This is a genomic window from Nonomuraea sp. KM90 (genome assembly GCF_052246675.1).
In the GTDB taxonomy this organism is placed as follows: domain Bacteria; phylum Actinomycetota; class Actinomycetes; order Streptosporangiales; family Streptosporangiaceae; genus Nonomuraea.
Genome location: NZ_JBQQCB010000139.1, coordinates 1 through 24,456, shown reverse-complemented (window position 1 = coordinate 24,456; position 24,456 = coordinate 1). Strand labels below are relative to the sequence as shown.

General features: G+C 69.0%; 23 protein-coding genes and 1 pseudogene. 18 read left to right on the top strand and 6 right to left on the bottom strand.

Translation table 11 applies throughout. The features are described from left to right. Together ACTWPW_RS54740 and ACTWPW_RS54735 are read right to left on the bottom strand one after the other, a co-directional pair. Positions 1-1,371 (bottom strand): nSTAND1 domain-containing NTPase (locus ACTWPW_RS54740; protein ID WP_443173664.1); only part of this gene is annotated, 1,371 nt, incomplete at its 3' end. A 14-nt stretch (positions 1,372-1,385) separates the two neighbouring features. Further along, positions 1,386-1,691, bottom strand: coding sequence for a trypco2 family protein (locus tag ACTWPW_RS54735; RefSeq protein WP_443173663.1), 306 nt, complete (start codon positions 1,689-1,691; stop codon positions 1,386-1,388). 243 nt (positions 1,692-1,934) lie between these two features. Here ACTWPW_RS54735 and ACTWPW_RS54730 point away from each other — a divergent pair. Then, positions 1,935-2,126 (top strand): annotated as a pseudogene (locus ACTWPW_RS54730) (helix-turn-helix domain-containing protein); the annotation flags it as partial. Here the strand turns inward: ACTWPW_RS54730 and ACTWPW_RS54725 are convergent. Further along, positions 2,114-2,314: a hypothetical protein gene (locus tag ACTWPW_RS54725; RefSeq protein ID WP_443173665.1), complete on the bottom strand. Its 201-nt coding sequence runs from the start codon at positions 2,312-2,314 to the stop codon at positions 2,114-2,116. The pseudogene ACTWPW_RS54730 and the gene ACTWPW_RS54725 sit on opposite strands and share 13 nt — an antisense overlap. On the opposite strand from ACTWPW_RS54725, the gene ACTWPW_RS54720 reads away from it, so the two are divergent. The 4 genes from ACTWPW_RS54720 (at position 2,309) to ACTWPW_RS54705 (ending at position 6,563) form a co-directional block, all read left to right on the top strand. Continuing rightward, the gene (locus tag ACTWPW_RS54720; RefSeq protein ID WP_443173662.1) at positions 2,309-3,502 is read left to right on the top strand and encodes a Mu transposase C-terminal domain-containing protein; all 1,194 of its coding nucleotides are present in this window, start codon (positions 2,309-2,311) and stop codon (positions 3,500-3,502) included. The genes ACTWPW_RS54725 and ACTWPW_RS54720 overlap by 6 nt on opposite strands. Positions 3,503-3,705: 203 nt before the next feature. Further along, the gene (locus tag ACTWPW_RS54715; protein ID WP_443173661.1) at positions 3,706-4,491 is read left to right on the top strand and encodes an AAA family ATPase; all 786 of its coding nucleotides are present in this window, start codon (positions 3,706-3,708) and stop codon (positions 4,489-4,491) included. 237 nt (positions 4,492-4,728) lie between these two features. Further along, positions 4,729-5,274 carry a hypothetical protein gene (locus tag ACTWPW_RS54710; RefSeq protein ID WP_443173660.1) on the top strand — a complete coding sequence of 182 codons (546 nt, stop codon included), beginning with the start codon at positions 4,729-4,731 and terminating at the stop codon, positions 5,272-5,274. 368 nt (positions 5,275-5,642) lie between these two features. Further along, positions 5,643-6,563: a hypothetical protein gene (locus ACTWPW_RS54705; protein WP_443173659.1), complete on the top strand. Its 921-nt coding sequence runs from the start codon at positions 5,643-5,645 to the stop codon at positions 6,561-6,563. A 74-nt stretch (positions 6,564-6,637) separates the two neighbouring features. On the opposite strand, the gene ACTWPW_RS54700 is transcribed toward ACTWPW_RS54705, so the two are convergent. Beyond that, on the bottom strand, positions 6,638-7,951 hold the full coding sequence (locus ACTWPW_RS54700; RefSeq protein ID WP_443173658.1) for a hypothetical protein: 1,314 nt from the start codon (positions 7,949-7,951) through the stop codon (positions 6,638-6,640). Positions 7,952-8,606: 655 nt separating this feature from the next. On the opposite strand from ACTWPW_RS54700, the gene ACTWPW_RS54695 reads away from it, so the two are divergent. Next, positions 8,607-8,801 (top strand): hypothetical protein, encoded by a 195-nt coding sequence (locus ACTWPW_RS54695; protein ID WP_375118971.1) that lies wholly within the window; start codon positions 8,607-8,609, stop codon positions 8,799-8,801. Between the two features lie 682 nt (positions 8,802-9,483). Here the strand turns inward: ACTWPW_RS54695 and ACTWPW_RS54690 are convergent. Beyond that, on the bottom strand, positions 9,484-10,749 hold the full coding sequence (locus ACTWPW_RS54690; RefSeq protein WP_443173657.1) for a S1 family peptidase: 1,266 nt from the start codon (positions 10,747-10,749) through the stop codon (positions 9,484-9,486). A 1,248-nt stretch (positions 10,750-11,997) separates the two neighbouring features. Between ACTWPW_RS54690 and ACTWPW_RS54685 the strand changes: the two genes are divergently transcribed. Continuing rightward, on the top strand, positions 11,998-13,803 hold the full coding sequence (locus ACTWPW_RS54685) for a tetratricopeptide repeat protein (RefSeq protein WP_443173656.1): 1,806 nt from the start codon (positions 11,998-12,000) through the stop codon (positions 13,801-13,803). Between the two features lie 22 nt (positions 13,804-13,825). Here ACTWPW_RS54685 and ACTWPW_RS54680 read toward each other — a convergent pair whose 3' ends face one another. Continuing rightward, the gene (locus ACTWPW_RS54680; RefSeq protein WP_443173655.1) at positions 13,826-14,500 is read right to left on the bottom strand and encodes a recombinase family protein; all 675 of its coding nucleotides are present in this window, start codon (positions 14,498-14,500) and stop codon (positions 13,826-13,828) included. Between the two features lie 243 nt (positions 14,501-14,743). Here ACTWPW_RS54680 and ACTWPW_RS54675 point away from each other — a divergent pair, with 243 nt between their 5' ends. The 11 genes from ACTWPW_RS54675 to ACTWPW_RS54625 all read left to right on the top strand — a co-directional run bounded on the left by ACTWPW_RS54675 (position 14,744) and on the right by ACTWPW_RS54625 (position 24,349). After that, positions 14,744-15,877, top strand: a complete 1,134-nt coding sequence (locus ACTWPW_RS54675; RefSeq protein WP_443173654.1) for a site-specific integrase — start codon at positions 14,744-14,746, stop codon at positions 15,875-15,877. 116 nt (positions 15,878-15,993) lie between these two features. Continuing rightward, on the top strand, positions 15,994-16,776 hold the full coding sequence (locus tag ACTWPW_RS54670; RefSeq protein ID WP_443173653.1) for a tyrosine-type recombinase/integrase: 783 nt from the start codon (positions 15,994-15,996) through the stop codon (positions 16,774-16,776). Next, the gene (locus tag ACTWPW_RS54665) at positions 16,770-17,081 is read left to right on the top strand and encodes a tyrosine-type recombinase/integrase (RefSeq protein ID WP_443173652.1); all 312 of its coding nucleotides are present in this window, start codon (positions 16,770-16,772) and stop codon (positions 17,079-17,081) included. The genes ACTWPW_RS54670 and ACTWPW_RS54665 overlap by 7 nt, the downstream gene beginning before the upstream one ends. Further along, on the top strand, positions 17,078-17,407 hold the full coding sequence (locus ACTWPW_RS54660) for a helix-turn-helix domain-containing protein (protein ID WP_443173651.1): 330 nt from the start codon (positions 17,078-17,080) through the stop codon (positions 17,405-17,407). Before ACTWPW_RS54665 ends, ACTWPW_RS54660 begins: the two co-directional genes overlap by 4 nt. Positions 17,408-17,409: 2 nt before the next feature. Beyond that, positions 17,410-19,848 carry a hypothetical protein gene (locus ACTWPW_RS54655; protein ID WP_443173650.1) on the top strand — a complete coding sequence of 813 codons (2,439 nt, stop codon included), beginning with the start codon at positions 17,410-17,412 and terminating at the stop codon, positions 19,846-19,848. Continuing rightward, positions 19,835-20,377, top strand: coding sequence for an SUKH-4 family immunity protein (locus ACTWPW_RS54650; protein ID WP_443173649.1), 543 nt, complete (start codon positions 19,835-19,837; stop codon positions 20,375-20,377). The genes ACTWPW_RS54655 and ACTWPW_RS54650 overlap by 14 nt, the downstream gene beginning before the upstream one ends. Before the next feature lie 171 nt (positions 20,378-20,548). Beyond that, the gene (locus tag ACTWPW_RS54645) at positions 20,549-21,244 is read left to right on the top strand and encodes a hypothetical protein (protein WP_443173648.1); all 696 of its coding nucleotides are present in this window, start codon (positions 20,549-20,551) and stop codon (positions 21,242-21,244) included. Positions 21,245-21,295: 51 nt separating this feature from the next. Next, complete coding sequence (locus tag ACTWPW_RS54640; RefSeq protein WP_443173647.1) at positions 21,296-21,934, top strand: tyrosine-type recombinase/integrase; 639 nt, start codon at positions 21,296-21,298, stop codon at positions 21,932-21,934. Positions 21,935-22,043: 109 nt separating this feature from the next. Further along, on the top strand, positions 22,044-23,180 hold the full coding sequence (locus tag ACTWPW_RS54635) for a tyrosine-type recombinase/integrase (RefSeq protein ID WP_443173646.1): 1,137 nt from the start codon (positions 22,044-22,046) through the stop codon (positions 23,178-23,180). Next, entirely contained in the window at positions 23,177-23,449 is a 273-nt protein-coding gene (locus tag ACTWPW_RS54630; RefSeq protein ID WP_443173645.1) for a hypothetical protein, read from the top strand. The genes ACTWPW_RS54635 and ACTWPW_RS54630 overlap by 4 nt, the downstream gene beginning before the upstream one ends. A gap of 63 nt (positions 23,450-23,512) precedes the next feature. After that, on the top strand, positions 23,513-24,349 hold the full coding sequence (locus tag ACTWPW_RS54625; protein ID WP_443173644.1) for a hypothetical protein: 837 nt from the start codon (positions 23,513-23,515) through the stop codon (positions 24,347-24,349). Positions 24,350-24,456 lie beyond the last annotated feature (107 nt).

The window sequence follows — 24,456 nt, the reverse complement described above, 5'->3', positions numbered from 1 at the left end:
CAGCCGGCCCACCGCCCCCGGGCCGGGATCCTGCGGGCCGGCTGCTGGCGGTGCAGCAGGGGTGGCGATCGCCTCCAACGCGGCCACGAACGCGGCCACCTCCTCGGCGTGCCCGCTGAGAGTTGAGGTGAACAGCTCCTCGAACTGGTCCACCACCATGATCAGCCGACGCGGGGTCTGGCCGGACCCGCCCTGCTGGCGGCGGCGGATCGCCTCGGCGGCCAGCACCTGCCGGGCCCGCGCCCGGGCCCGGGCCGGATCGGCGCGCAGTTCGCCCAGTACGACATCGGGGTCGGCGCCGCACCGCACCGCCAACTGCACCGCCAGCTCCTGCAGCGGCCGCTCGGCGGGGGTGAAGCATATCTGCGGCCACGACGGGCCACCGCAGGGGTCGCCGGAGGCGGCGGTCAGGGCGGGCAGCAGCCCAGCGTGCAGCAGCGACGACTTGCCCGCCCCGGAGGCGCCGGTCACCATGACCAGCCCGCCCTCCGCGCGCTCGGCGGTGACCATCGCCTGCAGCCGAGCGGTGGCCTGGCCCCGCCCGTGAAACAGGACCGCCTGCTCCGGGCCGAACGGCGCCAGCCCCTGATACGGGCAGCCGTCGGCCCACAGCACGCCGCCGCCCGCCTCGGGCAGCGTGAGCAGCTGGCCAGGACGGGTGCCGAGCAACTCCCACCACGCATCACGGTCGGGGAGGGCGTCGATCAGGGTGATCGGCACGATGGTGAGATCCGAGGCGCCCTGACGCGGCGCGTGCTCCGACACCACTCCCACGACCAGGTCGCCGGCCAGCACCGCCGCCCCGGACATGCCCGACCAGACCGACCCGGCCAGCGTCGTACCGGCCGACGGCAGCGGCGGCCCCTCCGGGCGATGCCCCGTCTGCAAGGTGAGCAGGCCCGGCCCCGGCCGCTGCGAGACCGGGATCCGGCCACCGACCTGCGCGGCCTGACGGACCGCCGTCGCATCGTGGCCGCGCTCCAGAAACCGCGGGAACCCCACCGCGCCGCAGTCCTCGACCACCTCCAGCCGCTCCGTACGATCGGCTACGCGCGCGAACCCGATCATTGGCAGCAGCCCGATCTCCGCCGGCGCGTCCTCGGTGATCGCCAGCACGGCCAGATCCGCGTGCCCGACATCTCCACGCAGCAGCACCCGCGCCCGCCAGCTCGTCTTCGGGCCATCAGGCCAGGGGATGGCCCGCCGGACTTCGATGTCGCCATCGGCGACGGCGTGCAACGAGGTCAGAACGTGGCGGCCGTCGATCAGGAAACCCGAGGCGACCTGCCACTCCGTCCGGGCCTGAGAGCCGCGGCCGACGGTGAGCTGGGCGATCACCTCGACGAACCGGTCCTGGATCGCCACCAGCACGGCTGCCCCCTTGGCTAACCCGGCTTGGCGGACGAACGACGTGACACCTTGACCGGATCACCCTGCGCATCGACGGGCGGCTGCAGGACGACGGTCACCTTCTGCACCCGGTCGTGCTCGACCTTGCCGCCGGCGCCGGCTTCCAGCACCCACACCTTGACCTTGCCGCTGCCCTCGCCGGTCTTCTTCACCCCGACCTGGAACTCCAGCGTCACCTCCCCGACGGGGAACTGGATCTCCGCATCAGCGCCCGCGGCGATCGCCTCCCGCAGTTCCTGACGGATCTGCTCGATCGCCTCCGGCAGCCCAAGATCTGCCACACGCCCTCCCACCGCACCAGGGACCCGGTCAGGAACCTGATCATAGGCCGCCGAACGCCTGCGGCGCCGCCCTTCCCGCCGATCTCCCCACAAACCGGCACCAAATGACGATGGTCGCTGGTACGGCGGCGCCGCCGGCGACCGCGCATGGCGCCATCCGCCACCTGTCGGCAAGTTTCGTGAGCGCAGCGGGCACACTGCGAAAGAGGCCAGCTCAGTGAGGCGGTCAGAAAGGGACGGTTCATGGAAGCAGCCGCACCGGACGGCGACCCCCCGTTGACGGGCTTCAGCGACGCGCAACGCCTGCAGGCGCTCGAGCGCTGGCGGCTGCTGCGGCCCCACCTCCAAGACGATGTTCCGCTGGCTCAGATCGCCGCCTCCTGCGGGGTCCCCGAGCGGACGTTGCGCCGGTGGCGTTCCGCCTACCAGGCCGGCGGCCTGGCCGCGCTGGTGCGCCGGCCGCGTTCGGACCGCGGCCGGGCGAAGATGTCCGAGCCGTTGCGGCTGCTGATCGAGGGCCTGGCGCTGCGGCCGCCACGCCAGAGTGTGACGGTGATCCACCGGCAGGCCGCCAGTGTCGCCACCGCGCAGGGCTGGCCGGTCCCGGCTACTCCACCGTGCACGAGATCGTCCGCAACCTCGACCCGGCGCTGGTGGCGCTCGGAGTGGAGGGCAGCAAACGCTACCGGGAGGTGTATGAGCTGGTGCATCGCAGGGAAGCGTCCCAGCCGAACCAGATCTGGCAGGCCGACCACACCGAGCTGGACCTGTGGGTCATAGACCCCAAGGGGCAACCGGCCCGGCCGTGGCTGACCGCCATCGAGGACGACCACTCCCGCGCGATCGCCGGATACGCGGTCAACCTGGAGGCGCCCTCGGCGCTGTCCACCGCACTGGCCTTCCGGCAGGCGATCTGGCGCAAGGCCGAACCGGGCTGGCACGTGTGCGGCATCCCCGAGATCTTCCACCTCGACCACGGCCCGGACTTCACCTCCGCCCATCTGGAACAGGTGATGGCCGACCTGCGCGTGCGGCCGGTGTTCAGCAAGAAGGGCCAGCCGCACGGCCACGGCAAGATCGAACGGTTCATGGACACCATGAACCAGATGTGCCTGGCCCACCTGCCCGGGTACGCCCCCAAGGGCAGCACCGGCCGCGCCGCCCAAGCCACCCTCACCCTCGCCGAGCTCGACGCCGCGATCGGCCGGTTCATCCGCGAGGTCTACAACCTGCGCCCGCACTCGGAAACCGGCCTCCCGCCGCAAGCCCGGTGGGAGGCCGGCGCGTTCATCCCGCGCATGCCCGACTGTCTGGAGCAGCTGGACCTGCTGCTGTGCACCGTCGCCAAACCGCGCAAGGTCCACACCGACGGCATCCAGTTCCTGGCTCTGCGCTACATCGACCCGGTCCTGGCCGACTACGTCGGCGAACAGGTCACCATCCGCTACGACCCCCGCGACATCACCGAGATCCGCGTCTACCTGCGCCACCCCGACGGCACCGACGACACCTTCCTGTGCCGGGCGATCTGCCCGCACCTGTCCGGCGAGACCATCAGCCTCAAAGAGATCACCACCGCGCGCAACGCCCGCCGCAAACAACTGCGCGGCCGGCTCGCCACCCGCGCCACCGTCGTCGACACCCTGCTGGCCCTGCACGACGAACCGCTACCCGCCGCCTATCCAGCCACGACCGCGCTGCGCCGATGGACCACCCCGGACACCGCCTCCCCCACAGACAGCGCCAACAGCGCAGGCGACACCTCTACCCCCGGCGATGCTCCACGACTCAAACGCTACTGGAATGAGTGACCGGCGCTCCGCCCGGAAAGATCCCCGGCGTGGATGAGCCCGATGCCCCAGGTGAGAACACCTCCGAACCCCACCCAACCCCGATCCCGCCCAGCGCTGCCGGCCCCACGGCGCGCGCGTACACCACCGACCGTCCCCCACCCGCGCCTGAGCCCGGCCCCGCTCCCGCGAACCGATCCGAGCCAGCGCCCGCGCCGCTCCTGGTGACCAAGGAGCACCGCAGGTTCGGCGAGTTCGCCGAAGCCGTCCGCCGCAAACGCTACATCGGCCTGTGCTACGGCGGCCCGGGCGTCGGCAAGACCGAATCCGCCCGCGCCTACACCCGTTGGGACCAGCTCGCCCCGCACCTCAACGGGCAGGGATCGGCCGCCGCGCCCGAGGCCGACGACGTGCTGGCCGTCCGTGCCGTCATGTACACCCCCAAGGTCCACAGCACCCCGGACAAGCTCGACAAGGAGATCTCCCTGCTGTGCGACCGGCTCGGCCGCACCGTCGACCTCATGCTGCAGACCGGCCGGGGCAACGGCGACAACTCTTCACCTCAGACCAGCTCCACCGGTGCCGAACTCCTGATCGTGGACGAGGCCGACCGGCTCAAAACAGCCGGGCTCGAACAACTCCGCGATCACCACGACCGCACCGGCATCGGCGTGATCCTCATCGGCATGCCCGGCATCGAAAAGCGCCTCGCCCGCTACCCCCAGCTCTACTCCCGGGTCGGCTTCATCCACCACTACAAACCCCTCTCCGCCGACGAACAGGCGCACGTCCTGGACCGCAAATGGCCCCACCTGGGCCTTGGCGCGAGCGACGATTTCGCCACGACCGAGGCCATCGCCGCCATCACCCGCATCACCAGCGGCAACTTCCGCCTCATCACCCGCCTCGTCGACCAGATCGAACGCGTCCTGGAGATTAACCAGCTGAGCACCGTGACCAAGGAAGTCGTCGAAGCCGCCCGTGAGAACCTGATCATCGGCGTCATGTGAGGCTCCCGCCTCGAACTCGCGACCCACCACATCGACAACCCCGGCCCCGCCACGGCGGGGCCGTACTCGTGTCCGCCACGAGATCACGTCCGGCCAAATAGCACTGGAGATCCCGGCCATTTACCGCCGGAACTTACAGCCTGGCCGCCGCGCTGGACGCGGTCGAACGGGCGGCCGCCAAGGTGGCCACGATCGCCGGCGGGGCCACGGTGCCGAGCGAGAGCGTGAAGGACGACCATGACGCCTGACCCGACGGCGCTGCAGCGCGTGTGGATCTGCACCGAGGGCGTCGGCCTGGTGCGCGCGGACCGTGTCACGTCCCTGATCCTCAACGACGGGCGCGTGCACGACGCGGCCGCCCGGCAGGCCGGCGAGCACGACACGCTGGCGGCCGTGCTCGACAACGGCACCACGGCGATCCTGACCTACTGCGGCACCACGCTCGGCGGGCGAGCCGTCGCCGACCTGGCGATGACCATCGGCCAGGCCGCGCAGGAGGCGGCCGGCGACAGCACGGTGTTCGTCTTCGCACGCACCGCTCCAGGCGGCGGAGTCTCCTGGCACCACAGCATTGACGAGCTCGACACCGACAGCTGGCCGACAGGGCCGTTGCCGCACCGGCCCCTCAACGCCACGCCCTCCCCCACGCCGTCAGAGCGCCGACTGCGGGAACGGCAGCACCAGCGGCCGGCCAGGCCGGACGACGACGACGCTCCGCTCTACAACGATCCACTCTTCGACGGACCCGCCTGCAACCCGGGGACGCGACAGCCGCCGAAGTAGCGGAGCGGGCCCCCAACGCGACCGCCCGGTGCCGCCGGGCCGTCGCCGAGTACCTCGCGCCCGCCCCCGACCCCGGTCGCGGCCGGCATCGACGGGTTCCTCCCTCCTCAAGACGCCTGAACAGCGCGGCTCGTCAATCAATAAGCGATACCGCAGCTCAACGGCATGACGCCGAGCTCGTTGCCGGCGAGGCCTTCGCGGCCGCTGCGGTGCCATGCTCCGCCGCAGGTCAGCGAAACGGTTCAGGGCGCGCTGGGCGCGGCTCCGCTATTGACAGTGCAGTACGGGCATCTCCCTTCAATTGTCAGTCTCTAGCTGACATTCTCGTTTGTCAGTTATACGCTGACAGCGAGAAGGGGAGGGTGTCCATGGAGGACAAGACCGAGCCGACGTACGAGGACGCCCCGTACACCGAACAGTCCCTGGCCCAGCTGGCCCTGGCCGCCACCGCGCAAGACCTCGCCGACTTCCTGATCGGCTTCGTCGCGGTGTGGTCGGACTACAACCCGCGGCCGGTCGAGGACGCGGCCCGGTTCGTCAGGCGGGCCCAGGAACTGCTGGACCGGGCGGTGATCGTGGAGAAGACCGGGGGCGCCTCGTGGGAGGACATCGGGGACACCCTGGAGATCACCCGGCAGTCCGCCCACGCCAAGTTCCGCGCGGTCGTCGAGGAGTGGGAGGAGGCGGTCAAGCGCCCGATCGTCACCGATGAGATCTACGGGATCAGCGGCGGGCTGGAGGCGCGCACCTACAACCGGATGCCAGCGGGGACCTCCACACCGGACGAGACGGCCGCCTACCTGGACAAGTGGGCGCTCGCGCACGCCCAGGCCGACGGACGCGACGTCGGCGACCGTCCGGTGTCCAGCGGGCTGGCCCGGATGACGCCCCTGGTCGAGATGATGAGCTTGTCGAGCGGCCCGCTGTTCGACGAGTTCGCCTCTCCGCCCCCGCACCTCCTGGCAGAGATCAGCGAGCGGGAAGCCGTCCTGTGGGAGCGCCTCGCAGCGGGCCCGCGTCCCTCGCGGGACGCCAAAAAGCACGCCGCCGCCGCGCGCCAGAAGGCCGCCACCTACCGGGCCCAGGACGCCCACACCAAATCGATCGCCGAAACCCAGACCCTGGACCAGCACGCCAGCGAGCACGAACGGCGCTGGCCCAAGGAGATCTGGGGGCCGTACCGCGTGTTCCCCGACCTGGCCAGCGCACGCGACTGGTGCGCTCACTGCAACGCCTGGATCGGCGCCGTCGCCACCGAGGGCGGCGACGACCCGTCGTCTCGGTCCTGACCAGTGCTCCGGCCCGAGGGCGCTGGCGCCGGCGCAGGCCGCGGCCTGGACCGAGTGGCTGACGGCGGATGGCGTCACGTGCCAGTGCCAAGCATGGCGTTGAGGAGTTCCACCTCCCGCGTGGTGAAACGGGTATCAACCCCAGACGAGCCGGAGGACGCTACAGGGAACGTCGACTGATCATGCGCGGGGGTCGGAGCCATCTCGACAACCTGCTCTCGGGCGGCCTTATCCGGGCGCCGCAGGACAGACTCCCAGTACAGCTTGCGGATCTTGGTCGCATTGCACACCGGGAAGTACTGGATGGTCCGGGTCTGGGCGGCATGCCGCCCAGTGGAGAACGCCGCCAGGCAGATCGGCTCGTCACAATTGATCGTTTCCCCGTACGCCAGCCATCTGTCGCTGAGGTCGTGCCGGCCGGCCGTTCGGTAGGCATCGGCTACTTGCCGGCAGATCTCTCGGGGAATCGAGCCGTGGAAGCGATCGCCGTAGCGGGGCGTGATGCCGAGGCCCAGGTAGGGAACCTTGTCCTGCGCCCACTGCAGGAACTGGTTGCCTTCGCTGGTCGCGTTCCGGTTGACCAGCAGGATGCCCAGCTCGAGACAGGCGAGGGCGTACTTGATTCCGCGGGAGGCATTCCGTGCGGGCAGGGCTGTTTGGAGAAGCCTGGTCCCACGAGGACCGAACAAGCCGCTGATCCGCTCATGGCCCAGCCCGGGGGCGTCCTTGGTGCCGAGCGCGTTCAGCGTGGCGAAAGCGGCCTCTTGTTCCACCGGCTGCGGCAACGACATTGGTGTCTGAGGAGGGGAGGCCGCGGGACGGTCAAGTGGCGTGTAGGCCGGCTTGGGGGCTGCTGGCAGAGCGGGGTCGGAGTGGACCACAGCGGGATGTCGAGGGTCGGGCTGTACATCCCAGCGAGCGGTTGTCGAAGACGTCAACGGCGGCGGCTGGTCCAAGGCGGTGGATGGCCAGTGCGGCGTCGCGGGCCTGGTCGCTGACGAAGGGGTGGAGAGCACGTCCCGCAGCGTCGGGATGCCCGGCTCCACCGGAAGGCTTTCCAGCGGTGAAACGGGAACGGGCGTTGCCCCGCGTCGGGCAGGGGTGACCGAGCTCGGCGTTCCTGGCTGCGCGGCGACCGGCGGCACTGACCCCGCGCGGTTCGCAGGCGACTCACTCCGGTCGGCGGCCACCTCGCTCGACGTCGCTGCGGCGGCGGGCGCCGGGGCCGGCGCGTTCAGGAGAGCCTCATAGCGGCGGTGCCAGTCGCTCAAGGTCACCAACACGACGTCGGCGTCCAGGCCGGTGGCTTGCGCGTGCCGATGGCAGGCGCGAAAGAAGGACGCCGCCCATTTCCAGCGCTGCGGCTTCTTCCGCTTGCCGTTCAACACGTCGTGTACTGCTGTTCTGCTCAGGCGCGGCGGCCCGGACAACTTGACGATTTCGCCCAGGGACGGATTCCCGGCCCTCCGGCACAGCTCATTCAGCGCTGCGACACACAGCTCCGCAGGTGTCGAGCTGGGGGAAGTTCCGCTCACGGGCGATCTGCACCGCCAATCCTGATCACCATTGATGAGGAAGGTAGATCCTCGATTCTTCCGTATGGCCGCAGAGGCGGACGACAACACGCCTCGCGGCCGGTGTTCCGAATCGTTCCGGAACGCGTGAGCCTCGGCGTACGCGCCGATGCCGACCGCTCCACCCACGATTCGGAACACGATTCGGAACAACCTGGAACGGCAGCCGACGCGCCTGTTCCTCCGTCATGCGGGCCTTCCTTGGCAGACCGTTTCGGAACGACTCGGAACAACCAGGAACCGCACCCCGGGAGTCTTCCGCACCTGCTGTCGTGCCCGGTCACAAAGAAGTTTCGACCACCTGTTCGTTCCGGATCGACCCGTTCCGATCCTTCTGGCGAGCGCTGCTGTGAGCAGGCGTTAGGCATGGAAGCGGGATACGAACACACACCCCTATTCGCCCTCCTGGGTGAGCGGGGGCCGCGTTTCGTGTCGACTGGCAACCGATTCACACACGAGGAAAACTGAAATGCGCAATGATCATGGCCTTTGGGTGGCCATCATCGTCACCGCTGGCCTGTTCGTCGCCCTGGTCGGAGGCGGCCTCGCCTGGATGGGCGGCATGCCGGCCCCGCTGGCCATCCTGGCCGGTGCCGGCGGCTTCGCCGGTTTCGTGGGGCTCGCTCTGGCGGTCATGACGTTCCTGGCACGGCTGCAGGGCTAGCGAGGGTTGACGAGCTAGAGGCGGCGGGGCGCTCAGGCCTGATGACAGATAGGGAGTCCTGGGGAAATGCCCCGCCGCAGCACCGGCGAGAAGCGCGGCTACTGGTCGGTGGGGAAGCTTGGCGACCGCGGCCTCCAGGTCGCCGTGGGTGGGGCAAGGTGTACCGGCGGGTGGTGTCCAGGCGGGCATGCCCCAACAGCTCGGCGACCACGACGATGTCCACGCCCTGGCGCAGCAGGTTTGGTGCCGAAGGTGTGCCGCAGAGTGTGGGAGGAGGCGGCCGGCGCCGAGACCGAGCAGTACGCGCGATGACGAGCAGTGCGCGCGCGATGAGGACCAGCAGTTTCATCCATTGCCCGTGGCCAGCTCGGCACGGCCGCCCTCCTGCTGGCCCAAGCGCGCGCCGCCGTCGACCGCGCCACCGCCTACGGCGTGGCGTGCGAGCTCGTCCGCGGCGACGAGGTGGACGACGACAGCGGCAGCCCTGCGACGCCGAGCACCTGTATGCGGCCCTGGTGTGGCTGCCCGACGCAGCTGCGGTGGCGTCCGAGGGCCGCGGTCCTGAGGATCAGGGTGGTGTCCAGCCCCGGGATTGACAGGTGAGAAGCCCGACAATGAGCGCGAATTGCCATATGGAGGTGGTAACTGCCACGGCAGGCACCTTACCCGGGGGCCGGCGGTGTCACGCGTACAGCAGAGAGACGTCGATGCTGGAGATGTAGTTGATCGCCATGTAGACGGCCCAGTTGCAACCGGCGGTCCCGGTTCCGGTGGACGACTGGCCCTTGTAGATGCCGTAGGCCCGGTTGGCGTTGAACCAGGGGCCCCCGCTGTCACCCGGGTAGCACTTCAGGTTGGCACCGGAAACCCGGATCCAGGTGGCCGCGCAGGTGGGGCCGTCGCAGGCGTTGCGCCAGGTCGGGCGGTAGGAGATGGTGCTGACCCGGCCACAGCTGTAGCCGGTGGACTTCCCCCGGTGACAGACGTAGTCGCCGTTCTGGCCGCTCCGCACCACGCGCCCGGTGACCGGCCGCGTCGTCTCGGTGCTGGCGGCATGGAACCTCGCGTAGGCGACCATGTTGGGACGGGTGTGCCACTGCACGTCGCTGGTGGCGTTGCGTTCCTGCCTCCGGAAGGAGGTCGTCACCCAGGTGCTGGAACCGTAGAGGCGGTACCGCTGCGTGTTGCCGCAGTGCCCGGCGGTGAGGATGCCTTTCTCACCTGCGCCGTTCCTGACGGAGAATCCGCTGGTGCACGTGTCCATCCGCAGTCCGCCCCGCTGGCCGTCGCCGGCGGACTGCGGCGTGAGCCTGATCTCGGCGGAGCGGATCTCCGCGGGCAGGGAGGCGGGCAGCGTCGCCCGCAGCGAGGTGATCACCTCCTCCCGCGAGCGGTCGCCGGTGGCCGCGCCGACCATGTCCAGCACGAATCGCTCGTTGGTGGAGTCGTAGAAGACGCCGTCGACCGCGCCGTGCGTGTCGAGGGTGTTCCCCGTCGAGTCGATGATCTTCTCGGCTTGGGCGAGGCTGTATCGCGCACCCGCTTGGAGGGTGACCCCCGGCACGCCCTTCACGATCTGCGCGGCCTGCTCGGGGACCGTGTCACCGGTGAAACGGACGCGCAGGCCGAAGTCGCCCTCGTGTTCGACCGTCGATCCGGCGAACGTGTCGGGATGGGCCGCTTCGATCTCCTCCACCAGGGCGCCGAAGTCGTTCTGCGCCGTGAGCCTGGCCCGCGCCTGCTCTGTCGTGACCCCGAACTCCTTGGCGTAGGACTCGGCGTCCACGGCGAGACCGTCCTCGGTCCCACCGGCCTCGGGGTCGAGGTCCCCGGGGTCGTCGTCGACCACGGCGACGGACGCCGCCTGCACCGGGACCGGCGCCAGTAGTCCGCCCATGGATAAGAGGAGTACGGCCAGCACTCCCGGCACCCGCTTGCTGATCCCCATCTTCGTCCCTTCCTCGTCCGCCTGTAATGGTGATCATCGGCGGACTGGATTAATGATCGTTGCACGCGTCGGCAGCAGCGTGGAATACGTCGGGAATACGCCCGGTCTATCCGGAATCGAGAGATGACTTCGGGCGGAGCCCCTTTGCCGGGGGCGCCTGTCTTTGCAGTGATGCTGAAGGAGCCGGGGGTAACGGCGATCAGCGGCCAGATGCGCCGGCAACCCAGGTGATCGTCAGATTGCACGATCACTCTGGACGCCTCATCACGGACCGCTAACAGGCGAAGAAGTCCCGGGTCGCTACCGCCAATTTCGGCACTCAGCCTCCCCGAAGGCCGAATCGCGACACGCGAGCTTGAAGCCCCCGCCTGGAGCGCAGGGCAGGCCGAAGGCAGGCTGGGCGGCTGGTCGTGCTGTGCCGCCTCGGCGTGCCCGGACCACCGCGCGATGGTCGACGTCGACGTCAGTCGTCCCACTCGGGCTCGTCCGGGTTTCGCAGCTCCCGCACGCCCCCGAGATCGTGACATCATGATCAGTGGCCTGGTATCGCAGATAGTGAGTCACTACCTGCGATAACCGGGGGTGTTGCCCGCGGAAGCTCGCCGCGACGCCGGTGGCTCCCCATGCATATCTGCGATGCCAGGCATTCGCGCTGACCTTCGGCGGCAGGCTGGGGAACCTCAGGTGATGATCATTCGGTTATCGGAGTAATGCGGAACGTGTTCGTGGCGATAGCCCGGACACAGGGCCAAAGGGCGAGGCCGAGGAGGGGTGGGATGTTGGGGGAGGCGTTAGCGGCGTTGGCGGCGGCTGGTGGTACGGCGCTGGTGTCGGCGATGACCACCGATGCGTGGGCGTCGGCCAAGCAGGGTTTCGCCCGGCTGCTGAGCCGGGGCCGTCCTGAGCGGCAGCAGGTCGCGGTGCAGCCGCTGGAGCGCTCGCGGCAGGAGCTCGCCGGCAGGACCGGTGCCGAGCTGGAGCAGGCCCGGGCCGAGCAGGAGGCGGCGTGGCGGCTGCGGCTGAGTGACCTGCTGGAGGACGCCCCGGCTGCGGAAGCCGAGTTGCGGGTGCTGGTGGCGACGTTCGGCACGTCGGCGTCCGCCTCCGGGCCCGGGTCGATCGCGATCAGGGGTGACAACAGCGGGATCGCCTCCACCGGCGCGAACGCGACAACGTGCAGATGCAGGCAGAGGCGTCGGGGTCGGGCCGCGTGTATCAGTCCGGCCGGGACCAGACCATCACCGAACGATGAGCGTGCCCCCACCAGCCGCAGGCGATCCCGACCCCCGGCAGCTGCAGGTCCAGATGGAGGCCATCGCCTCCGGCCACGGCCGTGCCTATCAGGCCGGGGGTGACCAGTTCATCAACGAGACGGTGCTGCCCGAGGCGGCGGTGCGGCCGGTGGTCGAGGTGGCTGCGGCGCCGCGGCTGGTGAATCTGCCTCGGCACACGCGCACGTTCGTCGGTCGCGGTGAGGAGCTGGCGCGACTGGAGGCGGCGCTGCGCGGCGGGGGTGAAGTGGTGGTGGCCGCGGTGCATGGCCTGGGCGGGGTGGGCAAGTCCACGCTGGCCGCGCACTACGCGCTCGCCCAGGCGGTGAGGCCGGATGGTGAAGGCCTGAACCCGGTGTGGTGGATCACGGCCGACTCCGCCCAGGCGGTCGAGAGCGGCCTGGCGGGGCTGGCGGTCGCGCTGCAGCCGGAACTGGCCACAGTCCTGCCGTTGGAGGCGCTGGCCGGGCGGGCCACCGCGTGGCTGGCCGCCCATCAGGGGTGGCTGCTGGTGCTCGACAACGTGGTCGACCCCGCTGATGTGCAACCGCTGCTGGAGCGGACCCTGGCCGGGCAGGTGCTGGTGACCAGCCGGCTGGGCGAGGGCTGGCACCGGCTGGACGCCCAGTTGCTGCGCCTGGACGTGCTGGGCGAGCGAGAAGCGCTCGAACTCCTGACCCGGCTCGCCGCCCCCGGCCTTCCCGTGAGCGTTATCCAGGCTATCCTCGACGGGCATCCGCCCGCGGAGCTGGACGGGGCGGCCGAACTGGCGCATGAGCTGGGACGTCTGCCGCTGGCGATTGAGCAGGCAGGCGCCTATCTGCATCAGACCCGGCTGTCCCCGCGCGCCTACCTGGAGCTGTTGAAGAAGCAGCCAGCGGTGATGTACGACCGGACCGCCCGCGGCGCCGACGCCGAACGCACCATCGCCCGCATCTGGCGCCTGTCCCTCGACCAGCTGGCCGGCACGCCGCTGGCGGGCGACCTGCTGCGCATCCTGGCCTGGTACGGCGCCGAACCCATCCCGCGCACTCTGCTGGATGGCTTTCTGGAGGGCATGGACGCCGAGCCGGGCGAGGTGCAGCACGCGCTGGGCGAGCTGGCCGCCTACAACGTGATCACCCTCGACGGCCAGACGGTCACCGTGCACCGGCTCCTCCAAGCCGTCGCCCGCACCCCCGACTCGGGCGACCCGCACCGGCAGCCTGCCGCCATCGATACCGCCCGCGACCGGGCCACCCACCTGCTCAACGACGCCTCCCCTAACCCGCCATGGAATCCGGCCGGCTGGCCACTCTGGCGGGCGCTACTCCCCCACATCACCGCCCTGACCGATCACGCCTCCCCCGCCACCGACACCGCCACCACCGCCCGCCTGCTCAACGAGATCGGCCTCTTCCTGGAAGGCCAGGGCGCCATCAGCAGCGCTATCGGCGTGCTTACCCGCGCCCGTACGGCCTTTGAGCGGGTGCTGGGCGGCGAGCACTCCGACACCCTGGCCTCCCGCAACAACCTCGCCTCCGCCTACCGGTCGGCGGGGGACCTGGGCCGGGCCATCCCGCTGTACGAGGCCACGCTGGCCGAGCGGGAGCGGGTGCTCGGCTCCGACCACCCCGACACCCTGCAATCCCGCAACAACCTCGCCTACACCTACCAGTCGGCGGGGGATCCGGGCCGGGCCATCCCGCTATTGGAGGCCACGCTGGCCGACTGTGAGCGGGTGCTGGGCGCCGACCACCCTACGACGAAGACGGTGCGGGCGAACCTGAAGGCAATCAGGTAACCCGCCGCTTGATGTGCCGTTTCTACTCCGACGGCCTCTCACCCCCGCTGAGTTCTCGGGCTTGGCCGCTGTCGCGGAGCTGGCGCAGGTCGGGGATGTGATTGTAGAGCGTGCCCGGGCTGACGCCGAGCAGTTTGGCGATCGAGGTGATGGAGTTCTCCGGGTTGGGCAGCATGTCCCGGGCCGCACGCAGCAGCTCGGGAGTGATGACGGTGGGGCGGCCGCCGGTGCGGCCGCGTGCTTTGGCGGCGGCCAGGCCGTCGCGGGTGCCGGCGACGATGAGTTCGCGGATGAACTCGGCTAGGGCGGCGAAGACGTGGAAGATGAGGCGGCCGCCGGGGGTGGTGGTGTCGAGGTTCTCGTGCAGCGAGGTGAAGCCGATCTCGCGGCGGCGGAGTTCGCCGACCATGGTGAGGAGGTCGGCCAGCGAGCGACCGTAGCGATCCAGCGATGGAACGACCAGCGTGTCGCCCTCGGCCAGGAAGGCGTGGCAGGCGGCGAGCTCGGGACGGTCGGCGCTCTTGCCGGACTTCTTGTCGGCGAACACGCGCCGGCACCCTGCGGTCCTGAGTGCGTCGAGCTGGCGCTCGAGGTTTTGCCCGGCGGTCGAGACCCGGGCGTAGCCGATGCGGATCTCGCTGCGGTGGGCGGGGAAGGCGGCCAGCGGGTCGGCGACCAGCTGCAGGGCGTCGGTCACGCCCGCCATCCTCTCAACAAACGGTGTTCGAGAGTTGTTGAACCGCCGAGGTTGTTGAACGAGTTTTTGAAGGCTCTCTGTGCCTTCTGAGGACCTGTCGGGCTGGTCTTCAAAAAACGAACGTTATCTTGAGCTGTCCGAAGGGCGTCCTCGACGTTGAGCAGGCCCCGATGAGGCCTCGGATTCTGCCTGGTGGATGTGGTTATCTGCCGTCGTCCGTCACGCAGATCCCCCGGAGGTCCGATGCTCGTACAGCGCGTGATGATGCCTGCCTCGCCGGTTGAGTCGTGGACGGTGCTCGGCGACGACGCCGTTCCCGTCGAACCGATCGAGCGCTACCTGGCCTACCTCACCGACATCGAACGCTCCCCGAATACGGTCAAGGCGTACGCCCACGACCTGAAGGACTGGTTCTCCTTCCTCGCTGTGCGCGGGCTGGACTGGCGCGAGGTGCGCTTGGAGGACGTCGGTGAGTTCGTCGCCTGGCTGCGGCTGCCGCCGGCGGCCCGGGCCGGGGCGGTCGCAGTGCTGCCGTCGGTCCAGCACCACTGCGGGGAAGCCACGGCCAACCGGAAGCTCTCGGCGGTCAGTGCCTTCTACCAGCACGCGGCCCGCCACGGCGTCGACCTGGGCGAGCTGCTGACGACGTGGCAGCCGGCCGGTCACCGAAGCGCCGCCTGGAGGCCGTTCCTGCATCATGTCTCCAAGGGCCGGCCGCAGCAACGGCGGGCGATCTCGCTCAAGGCGGCGAAGAAGCTCCCGCGCATCCTCACCGCGGCCGAGGCTCAGGCCATCCTGGACGCCTGCGAGCGAGTGCGGGACCGGCTGCTGTTCGCCGTCTTGTTCGACTCGGGCATGCGGATTGGCGAGGCCCTCGGGCTGCGGCACGAGGACTGGGCCGTCGCCGAGCGCGAGCTGTCGGTAGTGCCGCGGCTCAATGCCAACGGCGCTCGCACCAAGTCGGCAACGGGCAGGACGATCCCAGTCAGCGCTGAGCTGATCCGGCTCTATGCCGACTACATGCACGCCGAGTACGGCGATCTCGACTCCGACTACGTCTTCGTGAACCTCTGGGCTGCCCCGCGCGGGCACGCGATGACCTATGCGGCCGTCTACGACCTGGTCAGACGCCTGCGCCGCAGGACCGGCATCGGCTACCACCCCCACTGGTGCCGCCACGCCTACGCCACCAGGTTGCTTCGGGGCGGCACCCCGGTCGAGGTCGTCAGCAAGCTCCTCGGACACGCCTGCCTGACCACCACGACCGACACCTATGGGAACCCTCGGGAATTGCATCAGACGGGCGAGAAACCACAGGCTGGCAGGTCGCCGATGGCCCATGAGGGGCTCCCGGAGGCGCGGAGCTTGGCTTCCTGATCAGCGAGTTTGCCAGACCTATCCCATCTGATGCAAGATCTGCCCTTCAGAAGGGATGGTCTGGAGAGGTGCGACGCAGGGCGGAGCTCGCGGGAGCGGCTCACACGGAACTCGTCTTGGGCGTGGTGCAACTGCGCCCTGAGGACGCGCTGTTCGAGGCCATGTTGCGGGGCTGGCGGGCGCAGCAGACAGCGCGAGGGCTGAAGGAAGACACGATCGCGCCGCGGGAGCGGCTGGTGCGCCGGTTTCTGAAGTTCACCAACGAATACCCGTGGGCATGGGCGCCGGGGCATATGGACGAGTGGTCGCTGCATCTGACGGCTGAACTGCATCTGGCGCCCTCGACGGTCCGTTCCTACCAGTGCACGCTGCGGCAGTTCACCGAGTTCCTCATCGATGGCCGCTATGGCTGGGGCGTGGCGTGCGAGCAGGCGTTCGGCCCTGGGCAGCATCCGGTGGCGATCGCACATGAGTGGAACACCATCGCTCATCTCAACGACTACGAGGGCAATCCCGAGGCCCGGCCGTTCACCCGCCAGGAACTGCAGCGGTTTTTGGACTATGCCGACGAGCAGGTGGAACGGGCGGTGAAGGGGAAGCGCAAGGGTGCGCTGGCTGCCTACCGGGATGCGACGCTGTTCAAGGTCATCTACGGGTGGGGGCTACGCCGCACCGAGACCGCCAAACTGGACCTGGTGGACTTCGGCCGCAACCCGGCCGCGCCGGAGTTCGGCCGGTACGGGATGCTCAACGTCCGGTACGGCAAGGCGAAGAAGGGACAGCCGCCCCGGCGGCGGAACGTGCTGTCGGTGATGGACTGGGCGGTGGAGGCGGTAGCCGACTATGTGGAGAACGTACGACCTCGGTTCGGCTGCACAGATCATCCGGCGTTATGGTGACCGAACGTGGCGAACGGGTGAAACCGGCGGAGATCAACGCCCGTTTCGTCGCCTACCGGGACGCGCTCGGCCTGCCGGCGGTTCTGGTCGTCCATAGTCTGCGGCATTCTTACGTGACGCACTTGACCGAGGACGGGGTCGACCGCCGGTTCATCCAGACCCAGGTGGGTCATGAGAGCGACAGCTCGACGGCTGTGTATACCCACGTCAGCGACGACTTCATGAACACCGCGCTACGCCGGGCGCTTGCCCCGGTGCTCGGTGCCGAGCACGATGGCCGATCTCGACGGACGGAGGAGCGGTGACGGCCAAGCTGGATTACCAGTGGCACTTGCGGCAGGTCATGGCCGCCCGAGGCATGTTTTCCACCATGGACCTGCTCGACCCGCTGGCCGAGCGGGGCATCAGGCTCTCCTCCAGCCAGATCTACCGCTTGGTCGCCGAGCGGCCCGAGCGGCTCAGCTTGAAGATCTTGATGGCGTTGCTGGACATCCTAGGTTGCACGATGGACGACCTCATCGAACCGGTGGCCGCCGCCGGGCAGGCGAAGAAGACCAAGGCGGTCGGCAGTGAGGCCGGCGTCGGTGACCTGCGACCGAAACGGGCCAGAATCACTCGGGCCGACGGCTGACGATGACGGAGATTCCTCAGGCCATCAGTGATCCGGTCGGTGTCACCGTCAACCTGATCGTCGACATCGAAGCAAGGCTGGGCCGTGACCTGGTCGAGAAGACGGTGGTGGGAGTCGCCGGCGGCCGGGCCAAGCGCCGCAAGCTGGCCCAGGCCCTGCTCGAGCGGCCCGCGGTCCTCACCGACGGCCGCTCGCCCGCACCGCGGGTGGTGGGAGACCTGCTGATCGCCCTGATCAAGGCGGGCGCGACGGCCACCTCGCCGCCGATCTGCGCCGAGTGCGGCAAGGCGCTGCGGACGCTGCAGCGCCTTGGCGAGGATTGGTACTGCGGAGTCTGCGGACCTATCCGGTTACCGTGCGCGAACTGCGGCGACATCGCCCGCGTCCACTCCCGGGACCGCAACGGGCAGCCCCGATGCAGCACCTGCGGGCCCGGCACCGGGTTGGACGGCGGCCGTGATCCAGTCGAGATCGTGATCGAGGTCGTCACAACACTCGACCCTGCCCTGCCGGCCGAGGCCATCGCCACGGCGGTGAACACGGCGGCCACCCAAGCGGGCAAGCGCCACCAACTCGCCTGGGCGGTGCAGGACCGGCCCGGCCTGCTCACCGGGGCGGGGGCCGAATCTTCCGTCCCGTCGGTGCTACGACTGATCGACAAGCTCTGCGAGGCGGGCGCCACCCGGATCGTCCGACCTGCGTGCCCGCACTGCAGCCGGGTCATCAAGCTGCACCGGCCGATCGGTGGACAGTGGCTTTGCCGCAGCTGTGTGGCCAAGTCCCGGGCCCAGCCCTGCTCGGGCTGCGGCAGGGTCTGCGAGGCCGCAGTCCGCGATGACCTGGGACGGCCGATCTGCCCGACCTGCCTGGTCAGCGACCCGGCCAATCTTGAGGTCTGCGTGAACTGCGGACGCCGCCGCATGGTGGGCACCCGCAGCCCGCAGGGCCCGCTCTGCCCCGGCTGCCCACCGCTACCGACGGCGACGTGCTCAATCTGCCGGCAGCCCCGGCCTTGCGGCACTTCCCGGCTGACCGGGCTGCCGTGGTGCCCGCCCTGCCAGAAGCTGTCAGCACGGTGTTCACGCTGTGATCAGCTGAAACCGATCCGGTCGGGAACCCTCGACCAACCACTCTGCCAGGACTGCACTGCTCCGGCCTTCCCCGATTGCCGCATCTGTGAGACCAGCCCACGGCCGGGTCAGTGCGTCAAATGCCGACTTGAATTGCGGATCCGGGAACTGATGACCGGTCCGGATGGCGTCACCCATCCGGCCCTGCTTCCGCTCCGGGACGCCTTGGCCGCTACCGACCCGCCCGGCACCGCACTGCGCTGGCTCGCCAAAGAGCCCGTCGCCGCCACCCTGGCCGACATCGCCGCGGGCCACCGTCAACTCACCCACGCCGACCTCGACGAACTGCCGCAACGCGGCATCCTCAACCACCTGCGCAGCGTGCTGGTCGCCACCGAGACCTTGCCGGCGCGTGATGAACAGATGGCCCGCCTCGAACGCTTCCTGGACAAGGTTCTCGCCACACGAACCGATGCCGACCAGCGCCAACTCCTGCACCGCTACACCGTCTGGCACCTGTTGCGGCGGCTGCGCCGCCGCAACAACGGACGCGCCACCACCAACGAGCAGTACACCGTCGTAGTCCAGCGCGTCCGATCCGCCGTCGCCCTGCTCGACTGGCTGGCCTCCCGCGACCTGACCCTGACGAGCTGCGGCCAGGCAGATCTCGACCAATGGCTGAGCGACGACACGGCCTCCCACCACTACCACGCCGGCCACTTCGTCCGCTGGGCCGCCCGACAGCGGCTCACCACCCTGTCCTTCCCCGCCGTCCAGTGGCAGGGCCCCACCCGCCCCATGGATGATCAAGGCCGCTGGGAGGCCGCCCGCCGACTCCTGCACGACGACACCATCGGCCCCCGAGACCGCCTTGCCGGTCTGCTTGTCCTGCTCTACGCCCAACCGACCGCCCGGGTCAGCCGACTCACCACCGATCACGTCACCCTCGCCGACACCGCCACGACGATCCGGCTCGGGACGACACCCATCACCCTGCCCGAGCCCGTCGCCGACCTCACCCGCCAGGTGCTGAAGGGCAAACGCGGTCACGCTACTACCGGTGCCGCCAACCCCTCGCCCTGGCTGTTTCCCGGAGGCCAACCCGGCCGCCCGATCAGCGCCACCCACCTCGGGAAACGCCTCAAAGACCTCGGCATCCAACCCGGACAAGCCCGCTCCACCGCCCTCTTCCAACTCGCCACCGAACTCCCCGCTGCCCTGCTCGCCCGCATGCTCGGCATCCACATCGACGTCGCCGTCGCCTGGCAACGCGCCTCCTCCGGCGACTGGATGACCTACGCCGCCGACATCAGCCGTCGAGACTACCGCGAGCCCAACCGTCCTTTGGAGAGTCACCATGCTGACCTTTGAAGACCTGGCCGGATGGGCCGGCGCCGAACGCATCAGCCGAGCTGATCCGGACATCGCGGCCGGTTGGAGGATCCCCGAGGGACAGAAGTCGCTGCTTGTGAACGTCGGCGTTCCCGTCGTCGATCAACTTATCGAGTACGTCGACTTCCAGGCGGACCCTGACCCAGTGCTTCAGACCACCTCAGGGATTTCGCTTTACCGGCTCACCGGCAACCACCACGGTGACATCGCGTCTGGCTTGCGGTGGGCCTTCGGCGCCGAGCCGCACACCGGCAGGGTCTGCTACGTCCTACCGGACGGGGAGGCGTGGTTCGCCAATTCGACGATCGGCCACTGGCTACGAACGCTGCACTACTACGGACTCCACGTCAGCCAGTCCCCCATCCTCAACGACGCGGACGACCACGAAGACGAAGCGCTGGCCGAACTCGCCGAGCTCGCGCAGAAGCTCAAGGAGATGGACCCACCGGCCTTTGAAGGCTACCGCGGGTTCATCTGGGCTGAGTTCCTTGATCGATGGCTGTGGTGATTGCCCATTTTCCAGTCTGTTCCTCAAGCTGGCTAAGCACCGTCCAAGGACCGTTCACGAGCAGGCATTCAGACAGTTCCAATATCCGACGGTGCCGTTACACCTCACCGCCGAGGACGCCCGGAAGGCGCTGGAGGCCGCCGGCTGGTTCGACGGCGGGGAGGTACGGCTGTGAGCGAGAGCTTGCACATGCCTGCCAATCCGGGAGAGGCGGGGCCCGAACCTCCCGGGTTCCAGCTCCATGCAGGGCAGCGCACGGAGGAATCCGGCCGGCGATACGGCTGGGACGACGAGTACGACCGGGACGTCTGGCGGCTGCGCGAGCTGGGGATCAAGGCCAAGGTCGCCCACATCCTCTTCGACCGGATCCCACAGCCCTGGCTGAAGGATCTGGCCAAGCGGTGGGCCCGGTGGCGGCTCAGCACTGGGCTTGGCGCCGAATCGGCGGCTTCCGGCACGCGAGTCGTGACCTACTTCGCACAGTTCCTCGCGTCGCCAGCGGTCTGCGTTGTCCGCCTTGATCAAGTGGACCGGCCGCTGCTGGAGCGGTATCTCGCCCAGCTGCACGCCGACTACGCGGGGCGAGTGGTGCACCGGCACTTCATCGGGCAGCTCAACCTCTTCTTCCTGGCCATTCGTCAGCACGGCTGGGACGACACCCTGCCCGCAAGCGCTGTGTTCTTCCATGAGGACTTTCCCCGTCGTGACGAGCGGTTGCCCCGGGCTCTGAGCGAACCCGTGATGACGCAGCTGGAGCAGCCCTCGAACCTGGACCGGTGGAAGAACCCGGCCCACCGGCTGGTCACGCTCATCTTGATGCGCTGCGGACTGAGGATCACCGACACGGTGCGGCTGCCGCACGACTGAATCGTCCACGACGCCGACGATGCCCCCTACCTGCGCTATCTGAACCACAAGATGAAACGTGAAGCGCTCGTCCCCATCGACGAGGAACTTGAACGCGAGATCCGAGATCACCAGCGCCGCCTTCGTGATCGCTGGCCACAGGGCACTCCTGTTCTCTTTCCGCGATCCTTGAGGAACGCAGCCGGGCACGAGCCCACCGACGACAACGTCTACCGGACCGCGATGCACCAGTGGTTGAAGGCATGCGACGTTCGTGACGAACACGGCCGCCTCGTGAAGGTCACTCCTCACCAGTTCCGTCACACGCTGGGGACACGGCTGATCAACCGGGACGTCCCGCAGGAAGTCGTGCGCCGGATCCTCGACCACGACTCCCCCATGATGACGGCGCACTACGCCCGGCTGAGCGACACCACGATCCGCCGGCATTGGGAGCAGGCCCGCAAGGTCGACATCACCGGCCAGACCGTCGCTGTCGACCCCGAAGGACCATTGGCCGAGGCGGCCTGGGCCAAGCAGCGCCTCGGCCGGGTCACCCAGGCCCTACCCAACGGCTTCTGCGGCTTGCCGGTGCAGAAGAGCTGCCCGCACGCCAATGCCCCGTTGACTGAACTAACTCTGATGTTTTGGCAGTTCATAGCGGGTTTTCGGTCACTGGCACTACTTTGTCCGCGTGATCAAATCGGATGAGGGGCAGGGACGCGATCTGTCGCGGCTGGTGGTGTCTCGGGCGGGCCGTCTCGTGACCACCGGCGATGCCCATGAGCCGTATCGAGTAGTCGGCTCCGGAGGCGAGATCGTGGAGCCGGTGTCGGTTTTCCTGCGAGACTTGCTCGCGTCGGGAAGATCAGAGTCGACACTGAGGTCGTACGCGGTCGACCTGCTGCGGTGGTGGCGGTTCCTGGACGCGGTAGGCGTCGCGTGGAACCGGGCGTCGAGGACCGAGGCCAGGGATTTCAGCTGCTGGATCCAACTGACGGCCAAGCAGCGGTTGCAGACGTCCCGGCCGCGGGCGGCCCGTCTGTCCTCGCGGGCGGCTGGAGCGCCGAATCCGGTGACCGGCAAGCCGGCGTCCGGTGACGGGTATGCGCCGTCCACGGTGGCGCATAGCGAGACGGTGCTGCGCCGGTTCTACGACTTCCACCGCGACTGCGGCACCGGACCGGTGCTGAACCCGTTCCCGTTGGATGCCTCCCGCCGCCGTCGCGGTCGCCCGAACGCGCATCACAACCCGATGGACGAGTGGAGGCCCGAGCGGATCGGACGCTACCGGCCGACGGTGCCCAAGCGGATCCCGCGGGCGATCCCCGACGAGTGGTTCAACAAGCTGTTCGCGTCGCTGCGCTCGCACCGGGACCGGGCCCTGGTCGCGTTCTGGATCTCCACCGGGGCCAGGGCCGCGGAGCTGCTGGGCATGCGCCAATGTGACTTCCGTCCCGGCGAGCAGCTGATCAGCGTGATCCGCAAGGGAACCCGGGCCGTGCAGGAACTCCCAGCGTCAGCAGACGCGTTCGTGTGGCATCGGCTCTACCAGCAGGAACTGCTCCGGATGGGAACGCCCCGAGGCCAACGGCAGCCAGCTTGGTGGACGCTGCGGCGGCCCTACCGGCCGCTGAGCTATCACGGGGCGCACCGAATGTTCGAGCGGGTCAATGCCTCGCTCGGAGCGGACTGGACACTGCACGACCTGCGGCATTCGGCAGCATCCAGGATGGCCCGTGACGGCTCGCTCAGCCTGACCGACGTGCAATGGGTGATGGGGCACGCACACCTGACCACGACGGAGATTTACCTGACTCCGACCCGAGACGAGGTGATCGAGGGTGTGCTCGCCCACCATGCCCGCCGGTCCCGGACGCAGCAGTCTCCGCCGCCACAGCTGGCACCGGGCTATGACCCTCAGTCGCTGTCGGTGCTGTTCGGGCGGCCGTCATGACCGCTGTCGTGAAGCACACGATCCGCAGCAAGCAGGGAACAGCGGGCAGTGCGGCTCCGGCGCAGCCGCGCAACAGCCAGCTACGCAGGCAGTTCCCGCACCGGATCGCCCAGGAATGGTGGCCAGCAACGGCCCAGGGCGAGGACGAGGTGCTGCGGCGGCTGACCTCGCCGCCGTTCCTCCCGCAAGTGAAGGCGACCCGGGCGGGACGGCGGCGGGGAACGGCCAAGCTGCTGCGCTGGCTGTCCTCTTTCCCCGGAGGCACCTGACAGCAGCGGTGGGAAGCCTCCGGAGCCGAGGAGCATCCGGGCAGTTCGTGGCTGCTGCTCCCGGTGGGCTGGCTGCGCGACAACGGCACCGCGGTCTCCTATGACGAGAACGACCTGTCGTCGGGGCTGCTGATGCTGATCTGCGGGGATGTGATCCGCCCCCGCATGGCCTGGATGGTGACCCGGGCCCACAAGCACCTGGCCCCGGTCATGGCGCAAGTACGCGACCCCGCCGGGTTCGCCCGGCTGCGCGAGCTCGCCGAGGCCGGTCCGGCGTCGGCCCTGAAGGACGCCAAGCTTGCGGCCACCCGGATCGCGACCATCCTGGCCTGCAAGGGCGGCGTCATCAGCGATATCACCGTCGGGGACTGCGTGGAGATGGCCGACACCCAGCGGCTGGTCCACTCCCGCGGCGGTCAGAAGAAGGTCGACTTCTACCTGCGGCTGCATACTCTCGGGATCTTCCCCGCCGACGCTCCGGCCACCATTCGCGCGTTCGGTATGGCCCAGGGGCAGCTGACCATCGAGGAACTTGTCGATCGCTATCGGCTGCAGTGCAAACCGGTCCGTGACCTGCTCGTGGACTACCTGAAGGAACGTCAGCCCGCACTCGACTACGCCAGCTTGGAAACCATCTCAGCGTCCTTGGCGGGCTTGTTCTGGGGCCAGGGTCGAGGCCCTGTCCCCGGGCATCGCGACACTGCGGCTGCCGCCGGAGGTCGCTCGGGCCTGGAAGGAAGACCTGCAGACGATCAAGCGCAGCGTCACAGGCCCCGACGGCAAGAAGACCATCGTCACCCGCCCGCGCATCAATGCCAAGGACGAACTCATACGCATCCGGGTGTCGGCGTACGGGTTCCAGTGCAGAGCCAGGTACAGGTAAACGGGCTCTGTCGCTGATCTTGGGACGTGGAACGACCTGGTAGTTGATCGTTTGCGGAGTGCGTTCCGGGATGTGTTGAAGAGTTACTCCCGCATTGGGCGGGGATCGTGGTCGAGGTCGTGGA

Excerpts from the sequence above, each read along its gene's own strand:
- ACTWPW_RS54710 (WP_443173660.1), top strand. The coding sequence starts at position 4,729 with ATGACGCCTGACCCGACGGCGCTGCAGCGCGTGTGGATCTGCACCGAG.
- ACTWPW_RS54705 (WP_443173659.1), top strand. The coding sequence starts at position 5,643 with ATGGAGGACAAGACCGAGCCGACGTACGAGGACGCCCCGTACACCGAA.
- ACTWPW_RS54695 (WP_375118971.1), top strand. The coding sequence starts at position 8,607 with ATGCGCAATGATCATGGCCTTTGGGTGGCCATCATCGTCACCGCTGGC.
- ACTWPW_RS54690 (WP_443173657.1), bottom strand. The coding sequence starts at position 10,749 with ATGGGGATCAGCAAGCGGGTGCCGGGAGTGCTGGCCGTACTCCTCTTA.
- ACTWPW_RS54685 (WP_443173656.1), top strand. The coding sequence starts at position 11,998 with ATGAGCGTGCCCCCACCAGCCGCAGGCGATCCCGACCCCCGGCAGCTG.
- ACTWPW_RS54675 (WP_443173654.1), top strand. The coding sequence starts at position 14,744 with ATGCTCGTACAGCGCGTGATGATGCCTGCCTCGCCGGTTGAGTCGTGG.
- ACTWPW_RS54665 (WP_443173652.1), top strand. The coding sequence starts at position 16,770 with ATGGTGACCGAACGTGGCGAACGGGTGAAACCGGCGGAGATCAACGCC.
- ACTWPW_RS54655 (WP_443173650.1), top strand. The coding sequence starts at position 17,410 with ATGACGGAGATTCCTCAGGCCATCAGTGATCCGGTCGGTGTCACCGTC.
- ACTWPW_RS54650 (WP_443173649.1), top strand. The coding sequence starts at position 19,835 with ATGCTGACCTTTGAAGACCTGGCCGGATGGGCCGGCGCCGAACGCATC.
- ACTWPW_RS54640 (WP_443173647.1), top strand. The coding sequence starts at position 21,296 with ATGAAACGTGAAGCGCTCGTCCCCATCGACGAGGAACTTGAACGCGAG.
- ACTWPW_RS54630 (WP_443173645.1), top strand. The coding sequence starts at position 23,177 with ATGACCGCTGTCGTGAAGCACACGATCCGCAGCAAGCAGGGAACAGCG.